Origin of the sequence: Flavitalea sp., from assembly GCF_035489435.1 — a bacterium.
In the GTDB taxonomy this organism is placed as follows: Bacteria; Bacteroidota; Bacteroidia; order Chitinophagales; family Chitinophagaceae; genus DATHKG01.
In genome coordinates, this window is record NZ_DATHKG010000166.1 from 55233 (window position 1) to 79531 (window position 24299).

The window sequence follows — 24299 nt, forward strand, 5'->3', positions numbered from 1 at the left end:
TCAAGGCGATGTCGCTAACCGACGCCCTAAGAAACTTCAGGAACTTCCTCAAGTTTATTATCACTGGAAAACTTATCGCGGGCGGCGCTATATTCATTCTGAAGTTCTGTGGTTGATGCAAGTGCGCTATCTATCTGCTCAAAAATCTCAGGTAGTTTCTTTGCAAGATTTGTATCGCCCAGGTTTATGTTTTCCGCTTCCAATTGTGCTATTTTTTTCACAAGAGCAGTTTCACTGTTAATAGTATCCTCCAGTTCACGAAGAATTTTATCCATTAATTTAAGTTTTTCTATTTTTTCCATAACATCGAATTTGTCTTTATAGCTCTAATATCGTGCCTGTTGCAATTCATTCGATATAACCCAGCTCTGCAGCCCGAAAGTCCCAACGCCTCCTATATATAATGCCTTTGAGCATTATTTTACCCAGTAAACCCAAAGACTTTTAAATAACCAGTGCCCCGATCGATCTTCTTTATTTTTCTAAACTACTGTTTGTCCTCTATCGCCTTCGGGTTAAAATAGAAAAAGGCTATCTCATTTTGAGACAGCCTTTTTCAAAAATTCATAGAAAACTACATTATGGTTTTGCACCACCACCGCCACCACCGCGTCTTTGACGAAGCGTTGGTTCGATTTCATCTTTAAACTTTTTAAACTGATCCGCTGTCCACAATTTTTTCAGCTTCTCATCTCTTGCTGTAACCATCTTTTCATTTTCCGCTCTCATCGCATCACGATCAATCTCTCCACCGCCAGCTCTCATTTCTTCGAATCTTTTTGCCTGTGCACGATAAAATGTGGCAAAAATGGTATCAGTCTTGGTTGTCTGATCCTTATCAAGTTTCAGATCGGCAAGCTTTTCCATTGTTGTCTTAGTTCTTTCTTCTGCGGAAGGCATTTGAAATCCGCTACCACCCTGCGCATAGGTGATGCAGGTAATAACGAACATGAAAATAGCCAGAAGGCTCATTTTTGCTTTCATCAATATAACATTTAGTAATGAATGAATTAAGTACAGATGTTTGACGTCGTGTCTACGCTTAGGCTTGCGGGTGAGTAGTGTTAAATGTATTATTTATTGTTTTGACCTTCGCGTTTCCGATTGTTCGATCCCCGTGATGAGCCGGACATCCTTTTTATTATGATCTGCACCAGCGAATCGTATTTCGGCCTCTGCTCCGGAGTACAAACCAACCTGGAATTGCGAAAATGTTGAAATACCTGGAGATCGATCAGCTTTTGTTTTTGACCAATTTGAGAAGCTGCCGAATTAACTACCGAATCCGGTGTTTCAGGTGATTTCAGCAGAAGATAAAACTCATTTTTTGTATTTTGAAGATCTTCAAACAGGGGCTTCATCTTCTTCCAGTGTTCTTCACGAAGTTGATTTAGTTCACTCACCTGTTGAGTGTCGAGACCTACCTCTCTTTTCAGGGTTTCGGCCATGCCGTAACCAGGCTTCGAGCCGCCTGGATTATTACCCCTGCCTAATTTTGGCGAAAGAAAAAAGGCAAGTATTGCAATGTTTGTTAAGAGCAGAATTATTATAATAACTATCAGCCTTCTGCTTCTGGAACTGCTATTCATCAGGGTTCAGCGTTTGAATAATCATAAAAGGAAGTTGATGCTATTGTGTACTCATCAACCATCGAAATATCAGACTGATCCGCCAAATCGGCTGAAGTTCCTGATTCCCTGAAAACAACAGAAACATTTAACAAGAGGACAAAAGAAATCACACCCGCAATCACAAAAGGTTTCGTGATATAAGAGGTAATTGTTTCCCACAGATTCTTCTGCTCATCTTCCATCCGCGCCATTACACGGGTATAAAAAAACGGTCCGGGACTTGCCTTTTGGAGGCCATCCAGGCTATTCATGGTTTCTTCCACACGGTATTCTATAGAATCATTTTGCTTCATACACTATAATTTGACGTGAAAAGAAAATAAAACTTGTGTTCTATTGATCTTGCTGATAATATTTTTCCAGGGTTTTCTTCAAATTGCTTTTGGCCCGGTGCATTAAAGACTCAACAGATGATACGGTCGTCTCCATTACTTCACTGATTTCCTGGTAACTAAGGCCTTCGATTTTGTGAAGCGTAAATGCAATTCGCTGATTGTCAGCAAGTTGATTCACTGCTTTCATTAAGGTCGCTGACCTCTCCCTATTATCGAGAATCACACCTGGATGATTAAAATCAGGAGGATGCACAACAGCTTCATTATCGTCGGTAAAAAGATTTTTTACAAAAGCGAACCTTTTTTTCCGGTTTTTCCGACGGATGTGATCCATCGACTTGCTGATCGTTATCCGGTAAAGCCAGGTTGAAAGCTTGGATTCACCCTTAAAATGGTGGATCGACTCATAAACCTGGACGAAAACCTCCTGGGCTACATCTTCTGCATCTTCTGCATTCTGAACGATCCCGATAGCTGTATTATAGACCAAATCCTGCCAGGCCTCGACTATTTTTTTAAAAGCAGTTTGATCACCTTGCTTTAGCTGCCCGATTAAAATCCATTCATTCAAAGCCGAGGTTTTTGACTGTAAACGATATTACGTAAAAAATGTGAATCGCTGCAGAGTGCTGCGGCCACGACCCGAATAATAATTTTTGGAATGCAGTTTGCCTAAATCCGATTATATTGCACGTCCTTTTAAACAAACGGAATATGGAATACGGAAAAATAATTTCAGTTACAGGAATGCCGGGATTATATGAATTGCTAAGCAGTAAAAATGACGGCGCTATTGTCCGTTCACTGGATGATAAATCTACAAAATTTGTATCCAGCCGGATCCACAACTTTTCACATCTTGAAAGCATAGAAATATATACGGTTCGTGATAATGTAAACCTGGTTGAAATATTCCAGGCAATGGATAAAAGCAGTGAAAAAATACCAGACGGTAAAGACGCTGCTGTTTTAAAAAAATACTTTGAAACGGTTTACCCTGATATCGATTTCGAAAGAGTATACACCAGCGATCTGAAAAAGATGGCTAAATGGCTGCAGGTTCTAAAGTCTAATGATGTGGAACTGAAATTGACGGAAGCACCGGTAAATGATGCAACGGAGCAGAACGAAGGAAATGAAGAGCCGGTTGATGAACAGGCAATCGCAAAGCCTACTGCAAAAAAGTCAGCAAAAGATACCGCTAAAGATAGCAATGTAGCCGAAAAGGAGGCTCCCTCAAAAGCTGCCCCAACAAAAGCTCCCGCAAAGGACAAGAAAGAGCCGGTAACTGAAGATGAGGCTCCAAAGAAAAAAGCAGCACCCAAAGCAAAGAAAGAAACTGACGGAAAAGAATCAGAATCCAAAGAGCCTGTTAAAAAGAAGGCGGCTCCAAAGAAGAAATCCTAAAATACGTTATTATTGGTCCCTCCTAAGCCAGTGGCTTCGGAGGGCGAAGCCCACCTATACCGAAGCCTCTGGCTTAGGAGGGTTTCTATATGATACAGTAATACAGAACTGAATTCAAACATGGAAAAAACCTCAACAATAAAAAAACTCGAGCGCCATTTTCTTCCGAATGATTTTGTAGTGACTAACTGGGAAATGCTGGAACCTTATTTTAAAGATCTCCTGGAAAGAGAACTTGGCACACCGGGCGACCTCGAACATTGGTTGAAAGACATTAGCGAAATGGAGGCTGTTTTGAGCGAAGATGCCTGCTGGCGGCAGATAAAGATGACCTGCGATACAGAAAACAAACAGCTCGAAGAAGCATTTAATTATTTCTGTCTTGAAATTCAACCCAAGATTCAACCTTATGCAGATAAGCTAAACAGGAAATTGGTTGAAAGCCCCCTGACATCAAAACTGGAACAAGAGAAATACTTTACCTACCTGCGTAGTGTGAAAAAAAGTATTGAACTTTTCAGGGAAGAAAATATTCCGATCCAGGCCGAGCTAAGCGTCTTACAACAACAATATGGAGTTATATCCGGTAAGATAACGATCGAAGTTGAAGGCAAGGAATATACACTGCAGCAGGCGGCAAAATTCTTAGAAAGTCACGACCGAAAGCTGCGTGAATCGGTTTACAGGAAAATAAATGAAAGAAGGCTTGTCGATCAAAAACCTTTGGGCGATCTTTTCACAACGCTGGTTGGAAAACGCGATCTGCTCGCTAAAAATGCTGGCTTCCAGAACTATCGCGATTATAAATTCAAGGAGTTAGGAAGGTTTGATTATTCAAAAGAAGATTGTTACCAGTTTCACGAATCAGTGAAAAAGCATATTCTTCCGCTTGTTGATCTCGTTTATAAAAATAAGAAAAAACAACTTGGCCTGGAGACCCTGAGACCCTGGGATCTGGAAGCACAGCCCGAAGGGATAGAGCCATTGAGACCGTTCAAAACCGGCGAAGAGTTACTGGAAAAAACTATTGCCTGTTTCTCAAAGCTTCGGCCATTTTTTGCCGATTGCCTGAAGCAGATGCATGATATGAAGCACCTCGATCTCGACAGCCGTAAGGGAAAAGCACCGGGTGGGTATAACTGTCCGCTGGCAGAATCCGGGGCTCCTTTCATTTTTATGAACGCCGCTGGCCAGATGAGCGATGTAACAACGATGGTTCACGAGGGCGGTCATGCTGTTCATTCCTTTCTTAGCCATTCGCTTGAATTGAGTTCGTTCAAGGAATATCCAATGGAGATAGCCGAGGTAGCCAGTATGGCCATGGAACTTTTTACTTTGGATTATCTTGATGTATTTCTTGATAACCCTGAAGACATCAAAAGAGCAACAGAGCGCCAGTTGGAAAGAGTGCTTACGATTTTCCCCTGGATAGCTACAATTGATAAGTTCCAACATTGGATTTATGAGAACCCAAATTATACTCAGGATGACCTCACAAGTGCCTGGATAAGGATCCTCGAAGAGTTTTCATCCTCAGAAGTAGAGTTTTCAGGCCTTGAAAATTACCGCGCATCAAGCTGGCAGAGACAGTTGCATTTATTTGAGGTACCTTTCTACTACATCGAATATGGTATCGCACAACTGGGTGCAATCGGGCTATGGATGCAGTTCAAAAACAACAAGGAAAAAGCGTTGGACAACTATATGAAAGCGCTAAAGCTGGGAGGTACTAAAACCTTACCTGAATTGTACAGAGCGGCGGGACTGGTGTTCGATTTTTCTCCTGATCATATCAGGGAGTTAACAGAGTTCGTGAGAAATGAATATAATCATACGGTTAATTAGTGGCAAAAAAATACCCTTAACGTGGTATAGATTTATAAATCCAAGCCATTATCTTTGTAGACGTCTCTCAACAATCAGATAAATTAAGACTTTAAGTCTTTCAAAATAGCTACTAATCAGAGCCTTAACCAAAAGTCCCGGTGTTTCTACATCGGGGCTTTCTATTTTTAAACTTTTCTAAATAAGATTGTATTCATATAGTTAACCTCTGGTTAACCTCAAAACTTCCCCGGATAAGGCAAAATGGGGAACCAGCTGCCCGATAACAATAACTTAATTCTGGCAGCTTTTACAAATGCCATTAACGATCATCTGGAATTCAGTGGCTTTGAAACCTGTAGGAAGTTTTACAGGCGGAATCGTTACATGATCAAGGCAGATAGTATTACTGCACTTGTTGCAAACGAAATGAACATGATTATCATGATGATGGCCTTTGCTACAATCATCCTTACATAGTGCATATCGAATGGAATTGTCGCTGGTTGGAATGGTATGAATTATTCCCTTGTCGAGGAAAGACTGAAGGGTTCGATAAACAGTAACGCGGTCAAATTTTTCGCCGGTCTTTTTTTCAATATCTGAATGCGCAAGCGCACCATTACTCTGTAAAAAAAGTTCAAGAATTTTTTTACGACTACCAGTTACACTGAGCTGATTCTTTTTTAATATGTCATCGATAAAGAATTCCATTCTTCCCTAAAGTTACAAAAATCATTAATTACCAAAAACGTTGTTCGCGAACCTCTTTGCAGTTGTAGGCTCTTTCAGCAACTTTGGAACGTCCTTGTCTATCTCAGCCAGCTCGTCTTTTTTTAAGCCATCATAAATTTTCCGGACCTTTCCGTTTTTATCAACCAGGGCAATAAATTGAGTGTGAAGAAATTGCTGATCTATATTTCCGCCATTGTTTTGAGGATCATCCAGCAAATAACTCATTCTCGCTGCTGTATAAAGACTGTCTTTGCGACCTGTTAAAAACCACCATTTTTTTGTGTCGACTTGTAGTGAATCTGCATATTGTTTTATTCGTGCAACACTATCAGTAGCCGGATCACAGGTATGGGAGAGAATCACGAAATTGGGTTCGTTCCTGAACTTCTCATAAACAACTTTCATATTCGTGTTCATGATAGGACAGATACTTTTGCAGGTAGTAAAGAAAAACTCTGCGAGATAAACTTTTCCATAAACATCTCTTTCCGAGATCTGTTTTCCGTCCTGGTTTATAAAGGTAAACGGTCGTACAGTGCTCTGAACCGGCAGTTTCACATCTCCATAGCCAGGAATCATCCGGGTCATCACAAAATAAAATCCTACCGCCAGGACGGCGAAAAAGGCGATGTATGCTAGAAATCTCTTACTCATATCAGTTTATTGGCGCAAAGTTACAACGTGCCTGCAGCATAAAAAGTGCATTTAACGAATCTACTAACAAATCATTTGCAACTTAGTTGCAGTTGTGGCGATATTTCGATTATATTTGCAGTCATGAATTTTCGATTCAACTGGGATGCAATGGGAGTGGCCACTTCATTAGCATGTGCGATACATTGTGCAGTGTTGCCGCTTGTGCTGACCAGTTTGCCGGTTTTTGGGATAAATATTATAGAGAATATGAATTTCGAGTACTTTATGATCTTTCTTGCCGCTGGTATCGGAAGTTATTCCTTGTTGCATGGCTTCAGGAAACACCATCACAGCTTTTTTCCCCTTATTATTTTCCTTGTTGGTATTGGCTTCCTGTTCGCAAAACAGGTTTGGCACGATTTCGAGTATTGGCTTTTACCGATAGCCGTGGTGTTTATTATTGTTGCCCATTTGTTGAATTACCGGGCCTGCCGCATACATGACCATGCGCACAAGGAAGACTGCGATCACTAAAAGATTTGTTTACATTTCAAAAAACCCAACCAAAAAGCCACAAACTGTGTTATTTTTGTAATTAAATTCGTGAGTATGATCAAAACAGGAAATCCTGTCATCAGTATATATACCGAGATGACGCCCAACCCGGAAACAATGAAATTTGTTGCAAACAAACTTCTATATCCCGGAAAAAGCATTGATTTCGCGGAAATCAGTAGCGCAAAACCATCTCCACTTGCAACAGAACTATTCGGTTTTCCATTTATAAGAGCAGTGTTCATCGCCAGCAATTTTGTGACTTTGACAAAAACCAATGAAACAGAGTGGAACGATGTGGTACCTGTTATCCGCCAGTTTTTGAAAGAATACCTGGAAGAAAACAAACCTGTTGTAAACGAAGATGAGGTTGCAACAATGAAACAGGAAAGTTCCAATACTGTTGCAGCAGATGACGACGATGTTGTAAAACGCATCAAGGAGTTGCTCGAAAATTACGTGAAACCTGCGGTTGAAATGGACGGCGGTGCTATCCAGTTCAAAAGTTACAATGACGGGGTAGTAAACCTGATGCTGCAAGGCAGCTGCAGTGGTTGTCCTTCCTCTATGATTACCCTGAAAGCGGGAATTGAAGGAATGATGAAAAGAATGATTCCCGAAGTATCTGAAGTAGTTGCGGAAGCAGAATAACAAATTCATTTTATTATACTAAACCTTCCTGACCGGAAGGTTTTTTTTTATGATATGCAGGAAATCTTTCGTTTATTTTTGGAGGGCCTTCAAAAAACAACCTGGCTGGAATTTATTGCCGTTTTTTTTGGGATAGCAAGCGTTGTTTTTTCCCGTATGGAAAATATTCTCGTTTACCCTACCGGTCTGATAAATACCATTCTTTATACTTATTTCTGTTTGTTCTGGTGGAATCTTTACGCTGAAGCCAGCCTGAATTTTTATTATACAGTGATGAGTATTTATGGTTGGATACTCTGGGCCAAAACAAGGAATAACGGTAAAGAACATGTACTAAAGATTACAAAGTGCAGCCCGGAAGAATGGAAACAGTCCATAATTTTTTTCAGCGCTTGCTGGGCTTTACTGTACCTGGTGCTCAGGACATTTACAAATAGTGATGTGCCGGTTGCCGATTCATTTGCTTCGGCATCGGCATATACGGGGATGTGGCTGATGGCTAAGAAAAAACTTGAAAACTGGATTTGGTGGATACTTACGAATATTGCTTCCATCCCACTATATTTTTACAAACATGCAGTGTTTACAAGTTTTCAGTTCCTGGTGTTACTTGTACTTGCAATTATGGGCTATATAACCTGGAACCAAAAGATTAAACGGTCGGAAAATCTGAGATGGAAACAAAACGAATTGTGATTTTAGGGCCGGAGTCGACCGGAAAAACTACTCTTTCGACAGAGCTTGCGCAGCATTATAATACGGAATGGGTGCCGGAGTTCGCACGAGGCTTTCTCCTTAGCCATGGCATGAATTACGACTATGATGATTTGTTAACCATTGCGAAAGGCCAGCTAGCACACGAGATAGAAACTGAAAAGGAAATACTTCAGGATCCCGGGAACAAGGATAAGCTCTTGTTTATTGATACCAATATGTATGTAATGCAGGTATGGTGCGAGTTCGTATTCCAGAAATGTCATGCCTGGATACTTGAACAAATTGCTACAAGACCATATGACCTTTACCTTCTTTGCAATATAGACCTGCCTTGGGTTAAAGATCAACTCCGTGAATATCCCGATCTTGAAAGCAGAACCAGGCTCTATCATATTTATAAAGAGATTCTTATCTCCCAGGATGTTCCATGGATAGATATCAGTGGTGAATATTCTGATCGGTTACATATAGCCATCGATGCTGTTGACAAATGTTTTAAGCTAACCTTTTAGTTACCGGTCTTCATTTCGCTGTTTACCCGCGATGATATTGCATTATTTTTGCATCGTATGGATCTACTCGCTTTTGTAAAGAAATATCATAAGCTGGTTTTTTATGGAGCATGGTTCGCCATGAACATAATTCAGGCAGCGTCGACAGAGTTGCTTGATGATGAGGCTTATTATTGGATTTACAGCAATTTCCTGGACTGGGGATATTATGATCATCCTCCGATGATTGCACTGCTTATTAAATGTGGAACCTGGTTATTTCCCGGTGAACTGGGTGTTCGCTTTATGATTGTGTTAATTAACACCGCCACCTTACTGGTGATCCAGGTTTTACTTGAGAAGAAAAATCCCCTGCTGTTTTATGGAATCCTGATGTCGCTCGCAATTGCACAGGTAGGAGGTATCATAGCGGCACCGGATCTTCCTTTGATGTTTTTTACTGCAATGTTTTTCCTTTTATACCGGCGATTTACCAATAACATGAACATGGCAAACACAGCTTTGCTCGGACTGAACATTGCGTTTATGTTATATAGTAAATATCATGGAATCCTGATTGTTTTTTTTACCCTGTTGTCAAACCCCAAACTCTTTATAAAATATCAAACCTACCTGGCTGCCGGTATCGCGGTAATATTATTTAGTCCCCATATTTATTGGCAATACACACATGATTTTCCTTCTGTGCAATATCATCTTGTGGAAAGAAATGCGACGCATTACCGTTTTACTTTTACCATTGAATATCTGCTTGGCCAGCTACTGCTTGTGGGCCCTTTAATGGGCTGGTTGTTTCTCTGGGAGGCTTTCCGGCACCGTCCTTCATCACTTACAGAAAAGGCGCTGAAATATTCAATGATTGGTTTCTACCTCTTTTTCCTGGTTAGTACGCTGAAAGGAAGAGTTGAAGCAAACTGGACAGTCCCGGTGATAGTTGCACTAATTGTATTGAGTCATCAGTACATGGTTGAGCGACCTAAACTGCAAAAATGGGTATTCAATACCGTTATATTCAGCCTTGCAATTGTGCTGATCTTCCGCGTTTACCTTGTGATAGACATTCATGGTTCAAAGCTGGTAAAAAAGGATGAGTTTCATCAGAATAAAAGCTGGTCAACAGGTCTGCGTATGCAATCAGGGGGACTTCCTCTTGTCGCGATAAGTTCTTACCAGCAGGCATCAAAATACTGGTTTTATACTGGTATTGAATCTTATTCTTTGAATACCCCCGATTACCGGAGGAACAACTTCAATTACTGGCCGGTAAGCGATTCGTTACTTGGTAAAACAGTATTCGCATTAGGCCGGTATGATCCTTATATTTTAAAGGAAACCGTCCAGGGCAAGGGTGGGCAAATAAACGGTGGAGCGGTGATTGATTCCTTTTTTTCTTTTTCAAAACTCCAGTTCAGGGATATCAAAAACATCCGGGCTGGCAATGGACTGGTCTCGCTGGATTGTGAAATATCAGTACCGGCACACTATCTCAAAGTGTTCCGGCTTTCACCCTATAACCAGGCACTGATTCAGATTGGGGTGCTCAATAACGACACGGTTCCGGATTATTATTCAACAAATATCAGGGTTGATCAGATCCGGGAATTAAAAACAAAGATCAGGTTAAGTTTTCCTGTGCCTGTTGCAAAGGGTGAATATCTTGGCCGGCTGGCTACAGAATCGCGAATAAAAAATCAGCCTACGTTGAACAGTGCAACATTTGCATTTGACATGAAATAAATCAACATAAACTGAAACATACTATTGAAGTATGCGCTGTAACCCATCGTCATCCTGGAGGTTTGTCATTTGTTTAAGAATCCAGGGATAACGCGAAGCAACAAATTTTGAAAGCGGTTTAACGGTATATTTTTTGGGATTTCTGAGTCCTGCTGCAATCATTGCGGATTCAGATCTTGTAAGCCGTGAAGCCGGCTTTTTGAAGTATGATCTCGCCGCAGCCTCAATCCCATAAATACCAGTTCCCATCTCGGAAATGTTGAGATACATTTCAAGTATTCTTTTCTTACCCCAAACAATTTCGATGATAAATGTGAAGTATGTTTCAAATGCTTTACGCAGCCAGCTTCTGCCTTGCCAGAGAAAAACATTTTTCGCTACCTGCTGACTGATAGTTGAAGCACCTCTTATTTTTTTCGGATTCTTTTCATTATGCTCCATTGCTTTTTCGATGCTTTTCCAATCGAACCCATTGTGTTCAGGAAATAGCTGATCTTCTGAAGCGATCACAGCGATCTTTGCATAACTTGATATTTCGGAATAGGAAACATAATCGCGTTTCAATCCATCTCCTGTTATCCAACTTACAAACTGGGTTATGGTTACAGGGGGATTAACCCATTTGAGTATGAGGACATAAAAGAGGTGAAAAATGAAAAGAAAGATAAAAAGCCTCTTTAAAAATCTCAATACACGAAGACCCAATCCTTTTGTTTTGATAGCCATCCGGGTAAATACTTAGTTGCAACACATAAGGGCAGACCTTTAACGGCCACACATTATTAATAATTGCGCGAAGGAACATAAATTAATCGTATGAAGAGCTACATTCCCGCTGTTTATTTGCCCCTTGCATTCCTGACGTAGTGCACCTTGTATTTATTACCAACTTTATCTTTCCGGTTATTCAGGGTTTGAAGCAATATGCCTGTCCCCGCAATTCCTGCAGCAATACCTAAAGACAGCAATTTGTTCCCTTCATTCAATGACTCTTTCCTATACACAGTATTGACAAGTTCGAGGATGATGTAGCCAGTACCTCCAGCTATCATAATTATTGGCAATGTCGTCTGGGCGAAACCGCGTTTCCGCATAGTTGGACCATACTGGTTGCTAAAATAAAAAGCGGTGATATTACGGTGATCAAAACCAAAGGTGTAAAAAACAGTATCTATCGTTTGTCCGAACTCGGTTGAAACCAATTTTGTTTCCTGCTGCCTGATGAAAACCGAATCGTTCCTGATTGCAGTGATAAATCCGTTTAGTTGAAATCCGGTATTAGTCTTAGCTGATAAAAACGAGCCCTGGCCATAGGTTTTGAGTGTGCGGTTATTACGCTTTTTCAACACAATAAAATCGTCCTGGGATTTTAATTCTGCAATCATTAAAAAGCATATCACTGATAGTAGAAATCTTCTCATGTAACCATGCATTTAAAAATGAGCTAAGAATGCGAAGTTGCTGCAAAAAGTATTTTCATTTTTGCCTCAAAACTATATTCACTCTAATGTTTTGTTAATTGTCGGTAAGCTAATCAATTTTTTGAGGCGAAATAGAAGGCTCCATAGAGTAGTGCAAGTCCGAACCCGATAAGGATTGTGCCAGAAATTTTATTGATCAGCGAGACATTGTGAAGGGTAAGGCGTTTGCGCAACTTCCCGGCCATGATCACTTTCAATATATCTGCTACAATATTCAGCGCAAGGCAAACCGAAAATATAATGATACGTTCCTTAAATGTGTATTTCACTGCAAAAGTAGTCGCAGTAGTTAACCAGAAGATGAAAACACTTGGGTTCAGCGTATTGATAAGAAACCCGCTTGAAAACAATTTGACCATATCGAAGCCACTGAACCTTACTGATTTCCCTTCGGCATCAGTCTTGAGCGTAATTTTCTTAAAAAACAAATAGTAAATACCCATTGCAACAAGGAAAATACTGCCTATATATGCGATAATATTTCTATGCTCGAGCAGATCGGAAACCAGGGTGGAAAATGCATTACTCACCACAACTAATAATATATCACTTACCCAGACACCGGCTACAAAACTGAATCCGCCAACATGCCCGTTATTAATACTTTGTTTTATGATAGTAAAAATGACGGGCCCCACCGAAAGTGCAAGAATGAATCCAAGAGTTATACCGCTTAAAAGTGCCTGCCACATCTGTTTGGAAAATCTAAATATAGTGCTGGTTAAGAAAGGCGACAAATTACAAATAAATGCCGCAATCAATTGTTCTTAATAACCCCTATGTGTACCGGCTTATTGTTTGAGATTTGTCACGATCTGAAATAAACGGGCAGTTAAATTTAAAGTTTGCCAGTCTCAAGATACCGGGTCCACTCTTCGTTCATCTTGCCTTTCATTACGCGCGGAAATTTATGCTGCCCCCCGATTTTGCCTTTAAGTTCCATGAATTCCATGAAGGCCGCTTCAGGCAAAATTTTTACGTGAACATTTTTTAAGGCACTTTCTCTTTCAACAGCATAGTCATCATTCAGGCCCCTGAGCTTATCATCAATTTTTTTGCCCAACACTTCTGCATCAACAGCATCGTCACAGGCAACATACCACTGGTGAGCAAAAAATAAACCATCCGGTATCCCTGCAACTGTATATTCGGGAATTGAAATGTTCAGTTCATTTGTAACCAGTTGAATGGCTTTATTCATATTATCGACACTGAGATGTTCTCCGACAAGGCTCAGGAAATGTTTTGTTCTCCCTGTAATAATAATCTCAGATCTTTCCTTATTCACGAGTTTAACCGTGTCGCCAATCAGATATCTCCAGGCCCCGGCCATCGTGCTTAAAAGAATAGCATAGTTTTTGTTTTCTTCAAGTTCGTGGATCATCAGTTTTTTTGAATCCGTCAACAGGTTGCCGTCGGCGTCAAAATTCTGGTCATCAAAAGGCACGAATTCAAAGAAAATATGTTCGCTTAGTGCGAGCCTTAACCCGTCAGCATGTTGCCGGTCCTGGTAAGCAATAAAACCTTCTGAAGACAAATAGGTTTCTATATATGTGAGTGGTTTTGCAATAAGTTTTTCAAACCCCTTTTTGTAAGGTTCAAAGGAAACGCCACCATGAACAAAAAATGCCAGGTTTGGCCACATATCATGGATTGTTTTCAGATTATATCTTTCAATAATCTTTTCCATACACATTTGAATCCATGCCGGAACTCCTACAACAAAACTGATATCCCAGTTCGGCGCCTCCTCAACAATAGCTTCTATTTTTGTGTTCCAGTCTTTGGTACGGGCGATTTTTTTGCCCGGTTTATAAAAAGGGGAAAACCAGAATGGAACCTTTTTAGCGGTGATACCGCTGAGATCTCCTGAATAATATCCCGGCCCTTTTTGAAGATCAGTACTGCCACCCAACATCAACCATCCCTTGCTGATACTTTTTACCGGGATGTCGTGATATGTGCGAAGACTCAACAACTGTTTGATCATGATTATGCGATTTCCACGCATCAGATCGTTGGTTATCGGGATATACTTGCTTGCAGATTCTGAAGTGCCGGAACTTAAGGCGAAGAATTTTATTTTTCCAGGCCAGCAAATATCCGGTTTTCCTTCCAGCGTTTTATGCCACCATTCCTGGTAAATCGCATTGTAATCAAAAGTAGGAACCAGCTCCTGGAATTTTTTTTCGGGATGTTTGCTGAGGAGGATTTTGTCAAAATGGTAAGCCTGACCAAACTCGGTAAACCTTGCCTTTTTCAAAAGCCGTTTCAAAACCTTTATCTGCTGCCGCATGGGAGATTTTGGCGGTAGTCTTAAGGCTTTCGCAATCGAACGAGGAAGCGATAACTCAATTAAGGCCATTAAAGAGAAGCAAGGGTTTATTTTGCTATTGCCAAAATTAAGGTATTAAGAGGATAATAACAGTGTAACCCCTGTAAAATCAAGCGGATGACTGAGCTTATACAGCAGATCAACGATGTAGTACCTCAACTGAACCCTGGTTGTTTTTGGAATGACTTCCAATAATAGCCCCGGCCCTTGGATGGAATATTTTTTTGACCGGGCAATACTCGGATTCCAGCCTTTTTACCAGGTCTGTAACAGAAAAATTGTCTCCCAGGCAAAACACGATTTCATCTGCGGTTTGTTTTTCATCGCTAAAAACTTTAACGCTGCCAGGACTACGTTTAATAATAGCCGATAGAACCCGGATAGCCCCTGGATCACCTGTTGCGAAAGTCTTCAAAGAAGACCCGGTGACCATTGGTTGTAATTCCTGGCCCATTCCCGGAGCCAATGTTTTGAATTTGATCATTGCCCTGAGCATAACAATGTAGAGTGATGCCGCTGCGCCGGTGAAATGTTTTTGTACAAACCGGATCATCGCGGTGTAAAAACGCGAAGTATAAATTTTATCCTTACTGGTGCTTTCGCCTTTAAAATGGACAATGGTGGTTTCGGCAAAATAGTAGTTCGCAAAACCTTCCAGCTTTATCCGGTAACTGAGATCAATATCTTCTGCATACATAAAAAATCTTTCATCAAACCCACCGGTTTTGTCTAAGACCGAAGACCTGACCATCATCCAGGCACCACTCAGAATCGAAACCTCCTGGGTTTTCAGTTCGTCAAGATGCCCTTCATAATAACCCGCAAATACACTACTTCGGGGAAAAATCTTTATCAATCCTGTCATCTTACTAAAAGAATTCCAGGCTCCCGGGAAACCGCGTTTGGATTCCGGCAGAAAATTCCCGGATCCATCAATCATCCTTACCCCACAGGCGCCGGCAAGAGGAGTCGATTCCATGAAGCGGATGGTTTTTAAAAAACAGTCCTGAGCCACCAGCGTATCGGGGTTCAAAAACAACACATACTTCCCCGAAGCCTCTTTCAAAATCAGGTTGTTAGCCTTGCCAAAACCGAGGTTTTTTGAAGCCTGTACAAATCTCACAGAAGGAAATAAAGGTTGCAGGTATTCAAGACTATTATCATGGGAATCATTGTCTATCACCAACACCTCGGTTTGCCATCCTTCTGCCGATTTCATATATTCGATAGACTGTAAAACAGATAACAGGCAATGCTCAAGAAAATACCGAACATTATAATTCACTATTAACACCGAAAGGACCATCGACAGCGAAATACGATTTTTTCAATCACAAGGCAAAATGTTAAAAAAAGCGGCAAAAGTTCAAAATTCATTTTGGTTTGCGGAAAATTGATACATTTGCATCTTTCAATCTATTTTTTGTGACACCGACATCGACACTGACATCTAAACAATTCGAAAAAATTTCAAAGGCCCTGGGCGATAGTAATCGCCTCAAGATCCTGCATTTCATCTCCAATAAGGGAGGATGTGGACAGTGTTCAGATATTCATACTGTTGTTGATCTGGCTCAGCCATCAATTTCACATCATGTGAAAATATTGATTGAATCGGGGTTGATCGAGCCGGAAAAGGAAGGAAGAAATCACAAATACACGCTGAATGAGCCGATGCTTGATTTGTATATTCAGATGCTCAATGATTTAAAACATTGTCTCGCAAAGCCGCCGGATCAGAAAAATACTGACTCAAAAAATGTCGACCACAGGCATGTTGACCCAAAGCCTGTCGACCTCAACCATGTTGAACTTAAGCATGGAGATCTGCATCAGGACGACGTTGAAAAATAAAATTTTTTTGCCTAATACATCGAAAGTTGTAAATATATAAATGAATAAATGTTTCATAAATTAAAAATACCTGATATGATTAATCACCTCTTCAGCACTTATCAACTGGGAAATATTCATTTGCAAAACCGGCTGATAATGTCGCCGATGACAAGGTCCCGTGCAATCGGAAATATACCGAATGCCCTGATGGCCAGGTATTATGCACAGCGCGCGACTGCAGGACTCATAATTTCTGAGGGCATTGCACCATCACCCAATGGCCTGGGATATACCAACATACCCGGTCTCTTTAATGAAGAACAGGTAAACGGGTGGAAGCTGGTAACAAAAGCCGTACACAAAAGTGGCGGAAAAATCTTCGCGCAATTAATGCATACAGGCCGTATCGGTCATGTTTCAAATCTTCCGGCTGGTGGAATTGTACTTGCACCGTCGGGTGTAACTGCAACAGGCCAGATCTGGACAAACTCCGGATTGCAGGAAAATTCACAGCCAAGGGCAATGACGAAGGCTGAAATCAACAATGCTCAGAAAGAGTTTGTGGATGCTGCAAAAAATGCAATTGAAGCCGGTTTCGACGGGGTAGAACTTCATGGGGCCAATGGTTATTTGTTAGAACAGTTCCTTTCACCTTTCAGTAACCTGAGAACTGATGATTATGGCGGATCGGTTGAGAACCGGGCCAGGTTTGTAATTGAAACTGCTGTTGCTGTAAGCGCAGCCATTGGTGCAGAACGTGTTGGTATCCGTATTTCTCCATTCAGCATTTTCAACGACATGCCTGTTTACGACGAAATAGAAGCTACCTATCTCTATCTCGCCCAAAAACTGAATGAAACTGGTATGGCATATATTCACCTGCTGGAAAATGGTGAAAATATGGTTCCTCATTCTTTGAAAAAGGCGATTGGTAAGTGGTTTACACAGACTATTATTCTGGCCGGTAATTATGACAAAGACAGGGCTGCTGAAGATATAAAATCAGGTCTTGGAAACCTGGTAGCATTTGGCCGGCCCTTTATTAACAATCCAGACCTCATTACACGATTCAGAAACAACTGGAGTTTGGCCGATAACCTTGATTCTTCCACTTTTTTCACTGCAGACGAAAAGGGTTATATCGATTACCAGCCATACCAGGATTCAGCTATCGCGGTGTGAGAATCTGTTCCTGATGATACAAAAATCGGCGCATAGGTTCCTATCTTTGCGCCATGTTTAAAGAAGCACTTATCAGCGCTACCGAGGCCGGGGCCAAAGTAATGCAGTATTATTTCAATAGCAAGGAACTGAAGGTTACCAATAAGGAAGGCATCAATAACCTGGTCACAGAAGCTGATCACGCTTCAGAAAAGGCCATTATTGAAACAATAAAGGAATTTTTCCCCGGGCATTTTATTTTAAGTGAGGAGTCCGGTGAGATCATCATGGATTCCGAATATAAATGGATCATTGATCCGATAGATGGAACTGTAAACTACGCGCATGGCATTCCTATTTGTTGTGTGTCGATTGGCCTGGAGCAGAAAGGCAAAATGATCATGGGCGCAGTTTACAATCCATTTCTTAAAGAATTCTACTTCGCAGAAAAAGGAAAAGGCGCCATGCTCAATGGATCGCCTATCAATGTCAGCTCCGTATCGACAGTTATAGATTCCTGTCTTGTTACCGGTTTTCCCTACACTTATCTCGATATTCCAAACGGGCCACTTGAATGCTTCGAACGATTTATCCGTAAGGGGGTACCCGTCAGAAGACTAGGTTCTGCAGCAATGGATCTTTGCTGGGTTGCAACCGGAAGATTTGATGGATTTTACGAACATAAGTTACAAGCCTGGGACAGCGCAGCCGGGTTCCTCATCGTTGAAGAAGCGGGCGGAAAAGTAACGGATTACAAGGGAGATTACTATTCTCCCTATCAGCCTCATATACTGGCAACAAATGGGAAAATCCATGATGAAATGCTGGAATGGATCAATAACAAAGCTTGATAAGATAAACGTCATAGATTGAAACCGTTGATCGGGTGATAATGAAATAACTGCTATAACAACCTTAGTTTAAATAAATATCAATGTCTGAAAACAGAACAGAAATAGCGTCGCTTGGGGAATTTGGCCTTATAAAATATCTCACTCAGAATATAGAAATACAAAACGCGTCTACTATCCTGGGTGTCGGCGATGATGCAGCAGTGATTGATCATTTCGGGAAGCAAACCGTCATTACTACTGATATGCTGGTTGAAGGTATACATTTTGACCTCATGTATACTCCGCTTAAACATCTCGGGTACAAAAGTGTGGTTGTGAACCTCAGTGATATTTATGCAATGAATGCTGTTCCTACTCAAATCACTATGAGTATTGCGTTCAGCAACCGGTTTAGTCTTGAAGCCTTGCAGGAGTTTTATGATGGTGTTTATGCAGCTTGTGAAAAGTATGGGGTTGACCTTATCGGAGGTGATACCACTTCTTCTCAAAAAGGTTTTGTGATTTCGGTTACTGCAATTGGTGAGGTTACTCCCGACAAGTTTGTAAAAAGAAGCGGGGCCCAAAAAGGGGATCTTCTTTGCTGCAGTGGTTATCTTGGTTCTGCATATGTGGGTCTGCTTTTCCTTGAACGGGAGAAACAGATCTATCTCGAAAATCCGCAGGTTCAGCCCGATCTTGAGGGAGAAGATTATGTGATTGGCAGGTTACTGAAACCCGAGGCAAGAAAAGACATCATCGAATTTTTTGAATCGTCTAAGATTATGCCGACAGCAATGATGGACATCAGTGATGGCCTCAGTTCGGAGATACTGCATATTTGTGAACAAAGCCAGGTGGGATCAGTGATATATGAAGACAAACTCCCAATAGAAGACAGGATGAAACAGGCTGCTTACAAATTTGAGCTGGATCCTACAGCTTGTGCACTGAGCAGTGGTGAAGATTATGAATTATTGTTTACAATTCCGCAATCAGACTATGATAAGCTCGTTCTTAATGAGGAGATCAGCGTAATCGGTTATATTACCGATCCAGCTGAAGGATCACATATTATTACCAAGGGTGGAAAGAACTTCCCGATTACGGCACAAGGATGGAACGCCTTTAAACAGTAAAAGTTAAAAAGCACAGGGTTGAAATTCAGCCATAAAAATATAATGGGGTAAGCCTGGCAATGAAAAAAATTTCACTACCTGTATTTCTGTTGGTGTTAACTTTCGTTGCTGCCTCCTGTGGCAGTTCCCGAAAATCTTTTGTAGCAGAAAGAAAATTCTCAAAATCTGCTCTACAGAAAGATTATACTTTGTTCCGTAATGTTCTCGAAGAATCTCATCCAGGTTTGTATTGGTTCACCTCAAAGGACAGTATGGATCATTATTTTGACCAGGGCTATTCGCAGGTGAGAGATTCAATGACCGAACGGGAATTCAGAACCCTGTTGAGTTTTGTGGTGTCAAAGATGAAATGTGGTCATACTGCTGTGCGGTATTCAAAGTATTATTCAGCCTACCTTGACACGGCAAAGCTTAAGATCTTTCCCCTGAGTATAAAAGCCTGGGCAGATACGATGGTAGTAACGGCTAATCTCAACCGTAAAGATTCCATTATAAGAAGAGGAACAATTATTACAGCAATCAACAATATACCGGTGGCCCACCTGATTGATACTGTTTTTAATTACCTGTCGGCGGATGGCAATGCCATCACCGGTAAATACCAGGCAATCAGTAACCGGGGAAATTTCGGAGCATTTTATAAAAACATTTTTGGTTTGCCTGATAGTCTAGATATCAGTTATTATGATCGTTGGAATCAACTACAAACAACGCGGATAGCGGTATATGATCCCGCAGCAGATAGTACTGATAAACGCCCCCCGGTTGAAACGAAGCGTCCCAGCAGGGAAGAGTCGAAATTCATTTCAATGCATTCTGCAAGGAATGTCCAGGTTGATACTACGCTTAAGTCGGCTTTCATGACTGTAAATACATTTTCGAGGGGTCATAAGCTGAAATCCTTTTTCCGGAATAGTTTCAAAACCATGAAGCAGATGAACATCAGGTACCTGGTTATCGATGTTCGAACCAATGGCGGAGGCGATGCAAGTAATTCCACATTTCTGACAAGATATATAACAGATAAAAAATTTAAACTGGCAGATACCCTATACGCTATTAAGCGTAGCAGCCGATATAGTAGCCATATAGAGATGCAACCGCTTTACTGGCTTATGATGCAATTTATAACACATAAGGAGCGGGATGGAAAATATCACTTCGGTTATCTTGAAAGACATGTGTTCAAACCGAAGCGCAAAAATCATTTTGATGGCGACGTTTATATCCTGACAGGCGGAAACTCTTTTTCTGCCACTGCTTTATTTGCAAAAAAACTTCAGGGGCAATCCAATGTCAAAATCATTGGTGAGGAAACCGGTGGTGGCGCTTATGGAAACTCTGCCTGGATGTTGCCGGATGTAACCTTGCCAGGAACAGGGTTGAGATTTAGTTTACCTAAGTTCAGGCTGGTCATGGACAAAGATAAGGTTGCCGCAGGCCGGGGAGTAATGCCGGATATTGAGGTGCTGCCATCTGTGGAATCAATCAGGAGGGGTGTCGATCCAAAGGTTGAGGTAATTAAAGAAATCATCCTCAGCAATAACGGCGCTGTCCAACAAAAGCAGTGAGGGCATTTCAATCTACTATAACACGTAGAACATTGTATTCGTCATCAAATACCACAAAGCTTGCTGCATAGTGTATCTGGATTTTACCGATCTGCATATCTCTCAGTAATAAATTTCCCGGGTATTCTGCTGCCATTCTTAAAGATTCTTCCGGTGAGATCCCCGCTTTTTCAATCCCGTTTTTTACACATTTCATCATAGTTAACGAAGATCCGCTCAGGGTTCCGTCTGGTAATGTGTAACGATCGTTTTTCAAAATATGCTGATAAGATCCAACCCTGGATTCTGCTACGGCATCCGTGATATAGAATAACCTTTCCCCCATCACTTTTTTCGCAATCCTGACTGCGGCAAAATCCACATGAATGCCATCACAAACAATACTGCTCATTACATTCGGATCATTAAAAATGGCACCTACCATTCCTGGCTCGCGATGCTGCAGGCCGGTCATTGCATTGAATAAATGAGTAGCTGCCATTATCCCTTTGCCAAAACCTGACTGAGCTTCCTTGTATGTTGCGTTGGTATGCCCGGCAGAAACGACGGTTACATTTTCAAGAAGGTATTCCAGTACTTCATCGCTGCACACCTCGGGAGCAACTGTGATCATCTTTATTACATCACCTCCTTTATCCATCAGCATTTTTAGTTCATCAAGCTCAGGTTTTTTTATATACTTCTCAATATGCGCGCCCTTCTTTTTTGCATTTATATAAGGACCTTCAAGATGAAGCCCAAGCAGTCCTTGCCCGCCTTCCTGCCAATAAGATCTGACAGCAATCATGCCCTTTAAAAATGTATCTATAGAATTGGTGGCAAGCGTAATCATAAAATGTGAAGCGCCACCTGCTTTTGAATACTGGCAAGTACTGTCAAGCGTTTCATGATCAGGATTGTCTGAAAACATTCTTCCATTACCACCATAGATCTGCAGGTCAATAAATGCAGGAGCCAGATTGTATCCTCCTATATCTGAGATTGTATATCCTCCGGGAATTGAATCAGCGTCAACAATGCCAGTGATAATTCCCATGTCGGCAAGTACCGCTTTCCCTTCTTCAAAATTTTCACCGGTAAAGATCTTTGCATTTGTAAAAGCTGTGGCCACGTTAATATAGTTATGAGTTATGAATTATGAGTTATGAGTGAGTGGTGAGTTGTAAGTGATGAGTGATTCCTGGTTAATGGTTTGTGGGAAGTGTGTCACTTCCTGAATTTGGCAAATTCAAGTAGCGTATTTTATTTGTGATGGAATCATAGTTTGGGTTTTTAGGTTTGGATAAGAAAGTCGTCGGCATCGTCCAGGAAAGGCAGTTTGGTACGCAGTTCATCAAGTTTTCCCTTATCAAGCTGAATAGAATAGATATCTTCTTCATGGGATTTGGTATAAAGTATTTCGCCAAGCGGATCAATAACCATGCTATCTCCACTGTGATAAATGTTATTTCCATCGTTACCAACGCGGTTAACCCCTGCAACATAACACTGATTTTCGATGGCTCTTGCCTGCAACAGGGTTTTCCAGGCTTGAATTCTTTTTTCCGGCCAGTTGGCAACATAGATCAACAAATCATACTCTACACCTTTGTTTTTTCTTTGGTCCGGAGGCAGCGGCACCTGGTCGAAAGATGTTTCTGACTGTCTTGCCCAGACCGGGAACCTCAGATCATAACAAATTTGCAGATTGACCTTCCATCCTTTCACTGATGCGATAAGCCGTTTGTTTCCGGCTGTATAATATTTGTCTTCACCGGCATAAGCAAAGAGATGACGCTTATCGTAGGAGCCATAATTGCCGTTTGGAAGCATCCATATTAGCCTGTTAAAGTAGGAGCCGTTTTCTTCAATGATGATACTTCCTGTAAGTATGATTTTTTGCTCCGCGCTGATTCTACGCATCCAATGTACGGTTGCTCCGTCCATTGTTTCTGCCAGCAAAGCGGGATTCATGCTGAAACCTGTGCTAAACATTTCAGGTAAGATCACAAGCTCTTTTTTGCCATTAAGACTCCTGATCTTTTTATCGAACATTTCAAGGTTTGCTTCTTTATTTTCCCAGGTCAGACCTGATTGAATTGTTGTAATGCTAAGCGTCGACATAGTTGAAAAGATGACTCCATTCAAAACTACAATATAATGGCTCTAAATAACAGGTTAAAGATTAAAACAGTTTTATAATTTGAGAGATAGCAATCCCGCTACCTTGTGTTTTTTGGTAATGAAAATTTTTACCTATTTTTCAGCCCGCTTGCCGGGGTACACTATGATTGAGAATTATTATAATATACTTGAAGTTTCAAGGGATGCCTCTGAAGACGAAATCAAAAAGTCTTACAGAAAACTTGCGCTTAAATATCATCCAGACAAAAATCCATCTGGGGATAAGTTTGCCGAAAACAAGTTTAAAGAAATCGTAGACGCCTATCATGTACTGTCCGACAAGCATCGTCGCACTATTTATGATTATGATTTGTCGAAAGGTCATCGAAAACCGCGTGGTACAGTTACTTCAAGCCATCCGGCCGAAAGGCCACCCGAAAAACCCAAGGCCCCTGAACCGGTTAATCACCTGACTGTTCTTAAACAACTTACCAGGATCAGGAAACAGGTTGAGACAGTCAGCAACAAAAGGAAGCTGAAACATGCGGAACTGTTCAAAGCAATAAATACCGCACTGAGCCTTAGCAATATTGAACTCCTTCGAAATGCCGGCGATACGGTCTTCTCACGCCGTGCAATAGACGAAGTGCTTCTTTCCAGCAAGTGGCTCTCGATAGAATATATTGATCGCATTACAGCCAAGCTTATAAAGATAGCAGGGGCAGATAATGATAAGATTCTCGAAATTCATCAATTCAATAAACAAAGGAAAAGACGCGCAACATTTGATAAATATCTACCGGTAGTAACAATTGCAGCGATCATTATACTTATGGGGATCATCATCAACTTTCTTTGATACAGCTATCGGCTTTTGTGCCTTGCGTCGTTGTGTTTACATTGTTGATGTTGCGCGTTCATGGCGTTCACTCGGTTCTTCACTCCGCCGGATGGCCCCTTTCGGTTGGTTTGATTTGCCACTGTGATTCCTGGTTAATACGTTTCGTTTTGCCGCTCTCTGCTGTTGTCTCCGATCGGCTTTTTGTTCCCTGATCGGCTTTGTTAAGTATGCTTGTAGTGCTGGTTGCTGTTGGGCCCTGATC

At 41.2% G+C, this 24299-nt stretch carries 27 protein-coding genes; 13 read left to right on the forward strand and 14 right to left on the reverse strand.

Features of this window, described 5'->3' with window-relative positions; genetic code table 11:
* Window positions 1-26: 26 nt before the first annotated feature.
* The 5 genes from VK664_RS26630 to VK664_RS26650 all read right to left on the reverse strand — a co-directional run bounded on the left by VK664_RS26630 (window position 27) and on the right by VK664_RS26650 (window position 2537).
* Window positions 27-302, reverse strand: coding sequence for a hypothetical protein (locus tag VK664_RS26630; RefSeq protein ID WP_461401770.1), 276 nt, complete (start codon window positions 300-302; stop codon window positions 27-29).
* A gap of 277 nt (window positions 303-579) precedes the next feature.
* On the reverse strand, window positions 580-984 hold the full coding sequence (locus VK664_RS26635; protein ID WP_461401771.1) for a hypothetical protein: 405 nt from the start codon (window positions 982-984) through the stop codon (window positions 580-582).
* 89 nt (window positions 985-1073) lie between these two features.
* Window positions 1074-1589 carry a Spy/CpxP family protein refolding chaperone gene (locus VK664_RS26640; protein WP_461401772.1) on the reverse strand — a complete coding sequence of 172 codons (516 nt, stop codon included), beginning with the start codon at window positions 1587-1589 and terminating at the stop codon, window positions 1074-1076.
* Window positions 1589-1924 (reverse strand): hypothetical protein, encoded by a 336-nt coding sequence (locus VK664_RS26645; protein ID WP_461401773.1) that lies wholly within the window; start codon window positions 1922-1924, stop codon window positions 1589-1591. The genes VK664_RS26640 and VK664_RS26645 overlap by 1 nt, the downstream gene beginning before the upstream one ends.
* 40 nt (window positions 1925-1964) lie before the next feature.
* The gene (locus VK664_RS26650; protein ID WP_461401774.1) at window positions 1965-2537 is read right to left on the reverse strand and encodes an RNA polymerase sigma factor; all 573 of its coding nucleotides are present in this window, start codon (window positions 2535-2537) and stop codon (window positions 1965-1967) included.
* A 143-nt stretch (window positions 2538-2680) separates the two neighbouring features.
* Between VK664_RS26650 and VK664_RS26655 the strand changes: the two genes are divergently transcribed.
* Both VK664_RS26655 and VK664_RS26660 read left to right on the forward strand, forming a co-directional pair.
* Complete coding sequence (locus VK664_RS26655; RefSeq protein WP_461401775.1) at window positions 2681-3373, forward strand: DUF5606 family protein; 693 nt, start codon at window positions 2681-2683, stop codon at window positions 3371-3373.
* A 120-nt stretch (window positions 3374-3493) separates the two neighbouring features.
* On the forward strand, window positions 3494-5218 hold the full coding sequence (locus tag VK664_RS26660; protein ID WP_461401776.1) for a M3 family oligoendopeptidase: 1725 nt from the start codon (window positions 3494-3496) through the stop codon (window positions 5216-5218).
* 273 nt (window positions 5219-5491) lie between these two features.
* Here VK664_RS26660 and VK664_RS26665 read toward each other — a convergent pair whose 3' ends face one another.
* A complete protein-coding gene (locus VK664_RS26665; RefSeq protein ID WP_461401777.1) occupies window positions 5492-5911 on the reverse strand; it encodes a Fur family transcriptional regulator in 420 nt (139 codons plus the stop codon).
* Between the two features lie 24 nt (window positions 5912-5935).
* Entirely contained in the window at window positions 5936-6586 is a 651-nt protein-coding gene (locus VK664_RS26670; protein WP_461401778.1) for an SCO family protein, read from the reverse strand.
* A gap of 123 nt (window positions 6587-6709) precedes the next feature.
* Here VK664_RS26670 and VK664_RS26675 point away from each other — a divergent pair, with 123 nt between their 5' ends.
* The 5 genes from VK664_RS26675 (at window position 6710) to VK664_RS26695 (ending at window position 10740) form a co-directional block, all read left to right on the forward strand.
* Complete coding sequence (locus VK664_RS26675) at window positions 6710-7102, forward strand: MerC domain-containing protein (RefSeq protein WP_461401779.1); 393 nt, start codon at window positions 6710-6712, stop codon at window positions 7100-7102.
* A 75-nt stretch (window positions 7103-7177) separates the two neighbouring features.
* Complete coding sequence (locus VK664_RS26680) at window positions 7178-7774, forward strand: NifU family protein (RefSeq protein WP_461401780.1); 597 nt, start codon at window positions 7178-7180, stop codon at window positions 7772-7774.
* A gap of 54 nt (window positions 7775-7828) precedes the next feature.
* Window positions 7829-8470, forward strand: a complete 642-nt coding sequence (pnuC, locus tag VK664_RS26685) for a nicotinamide riboside transporter PnuC (RefSeq protein ID WP_461401781.1) — start codon at window positions 7829-7831, stop codon at window positions 8468-8470.
* Window positions 8449-9003, forward strand: a complete 555-nt coding sequence (locus VK664_RS26690) for an AAA family ATPase (protein ID WP_461401782.1) — start codon at window positions 8449-8451, stop codon at window positions 9001-9003. The genes pnuC and VK664_RS26690 overlap by 22 nt, the downstream gene beginning before the upstream one ends.
* A gap of 57 nt (window positions 9004-9060) precedes the next feature.
* Window positions 9061-10740 carry an ArnT family glycosyltransferase gene (locus VK664_RS26695; RefSeq protein WP_461401783.1) on the forward strand — a complete coding sequence of 560 codons (1680 nt, stop codon included), beginning with the start codon at window positions 9061-9063 and terminating at the stop codon, window positions 10738-10740.
* Between the two features lie 21 nt (window positions 10741-10761).
* Here VK664_RS26695 and mtgA read toward each other — a convergent pair whose 3' ends face one another.
* The 5 genes from mtgA to VK664_RS26720 all read right to left on the reverse strand — a co-directional run bounded on the left by mtgA (window position 10762) and on the right by VK664_RS26720 (window position 15862).
* A complete protein-coding gene (gene mtgA, locus VK664_RS26700) occupies window positions 10762-11466 on the reverse strand; it encodes a monofunctional biosynthetic peptidoglycan transglycosylase (RefSeq protein ID WP_461401784.1) in 705 nt (234 codons plus the stop codon).
* A 113-nt stretch (window positions 11467-11579) separates the two neighbouring features.
* Window positions 11580-12161, reverse strand: coding sequence for a hypothetical protein (locus tag VK664_RS26705; RefSeq protein WP_461401785.1), 582 nt, complete (start codon window positions 12159-12161; stop codon window positions 11580-11582).
* 113 nt (window positions 12162-12274) lie between these two features.
* Window positions 12275-12913, reverse strand: coding sequence for a LysE family translocator (locus VK664_RS26710; protein WP_461401786.1), 639 nt, complete (start codon window positions 12911-12913; stop codon window positions 12275-12277).
* Window positions 12914-13059: 146 nt separating this feature from the next.
* On the reverse strand, window positions 13060-14586 hold the full coding sequence (locus tag VK664_RS26715; protein WP_461401787.1) for a GH3 family acyl-acid amido synthetase: 1527 nt from the start codon (window positions 14584-14586) through the stop codon (window positions 13060-13062).
* Between the two features lie 109 nt (window positions 14587-14695).
* Window positions 14696-15862: a glycosyltransferase family 2 protein gene (locus tag VK664_RS26720; protein WP_461401788.1), complete on the reverse strand. Its 1167-nt coding sequence runs from the start codon at window positions 15860-15862 to the stop codon at window positions 14696-14698.
* 119 nt (window positions 15863-15981) lie between these two features.
* On the opposite strand from VK664_RS26720, the gene VK664_RS26725 reads away from it, so the two are divergent.
* The 5 genes from VK664_RS26725 (at window position 15982) to VK664_RS26745 (ending at window position 21093) form a co-directional block, all read left to right on the forward strand.
* Entirely contained in the window at window positions 15982-16410 is a 429-nt protein-coding gene (locus VK664_RS26725) for an ArsR/SmtB family transcription factor (protein WP_461401789.1), read from the forward strand.
* Window positions 16411-16485: 75 nt separating this feature from the next.
* Window positions 16486-17574, forward strand: coding sequence for an alkene reductase (locus tag VK664_RS26730; RefSeq protein WP_461401790.1), 1089 nt, complete (start codon window positions 16486-16488; stop codon window positions 17572-17574).
* 53 nt (window positions 17575-17627) lie between these two features.
* Window positions 17628-18404 carry an inositol monophosphatase family protein gene (locus VK664_RS26735; RefSeq protein WP_461401791.1) on the forward strand — a complete coding sequence of 259 codons (777 nt, stop codon included), beginning with the start codon at window positions 17628-17630 and terminating at the stop codon, window positions 18402-18404.
* Window positions 18405-18487: 83 nt separating this feature from the next.
* Window positions 18488-19522: a thiamine-phosphate kinase gene (thiL, locus tag VK664_RS26740; protein ID WP_461401792.1), complete on the forward strand. Its 1035-nt coding sequence runs from the start codon at window positions 18488-18490 to the stop codon at window positions 19520-19522.
* 59 nt (window positions 19523-19581) lie between these two features.
* The gene (locus VK664_RS26745; protein WP_461401793.1) at window positions 19582-21093 is read left to right on the forward strand and encodes a S41 family peptidase; all 1512 of its coding nucleotides are present in this window, start codon (window positions 19582-19584) and stop codon (window positions 21091-21093) included.
* 7 nt (window positions 21094-21100) lie between these two features.
* On the opposite strand, the gene nagA is transcribed toward VK664_RS26745, so the two are convergent.
* Window positions 21101-22204, reverse strand: a complete 1104-nt coding sequence (gene nagA / locus VK664_RS26750; RefSeq protein ID WP_461401794.1) for an N-acetylglucosamine-6-phosphate deacetylase — start codon at window positions 22202-22204, stop codon at window positions 21101-21103.
* 161 nt (window positions 22205-22365) lie between these two features.
* Window positions 22366-23196, reverse strand: coding sequence for a nitrilase family protein (locus tag VK664_RS26755; RefSeq protein WP_461401795.1), 831 nt, complete (start codon window positions 23194-23196; stop codon window positions 22366-22368).
* 163 nt (window positions 23197-23359) lie between these two features.
* Between VK664_RS26755 and VK664_RS26760 the strand changes: the two genes are divergently transcribed.
* Window positions 23360-24055 (forward strand): DnaJ domain-containing protein, encoded by a 696-nt coding sequence (locus VK664_RS26760; protein ID WP_461401796.1) that lies wholly within the window; start codon window positions 23360-23362, stop codon window positions 24053-24055.
* Window positions 24056-24299 lie beyond the last annotated feature (244 nt).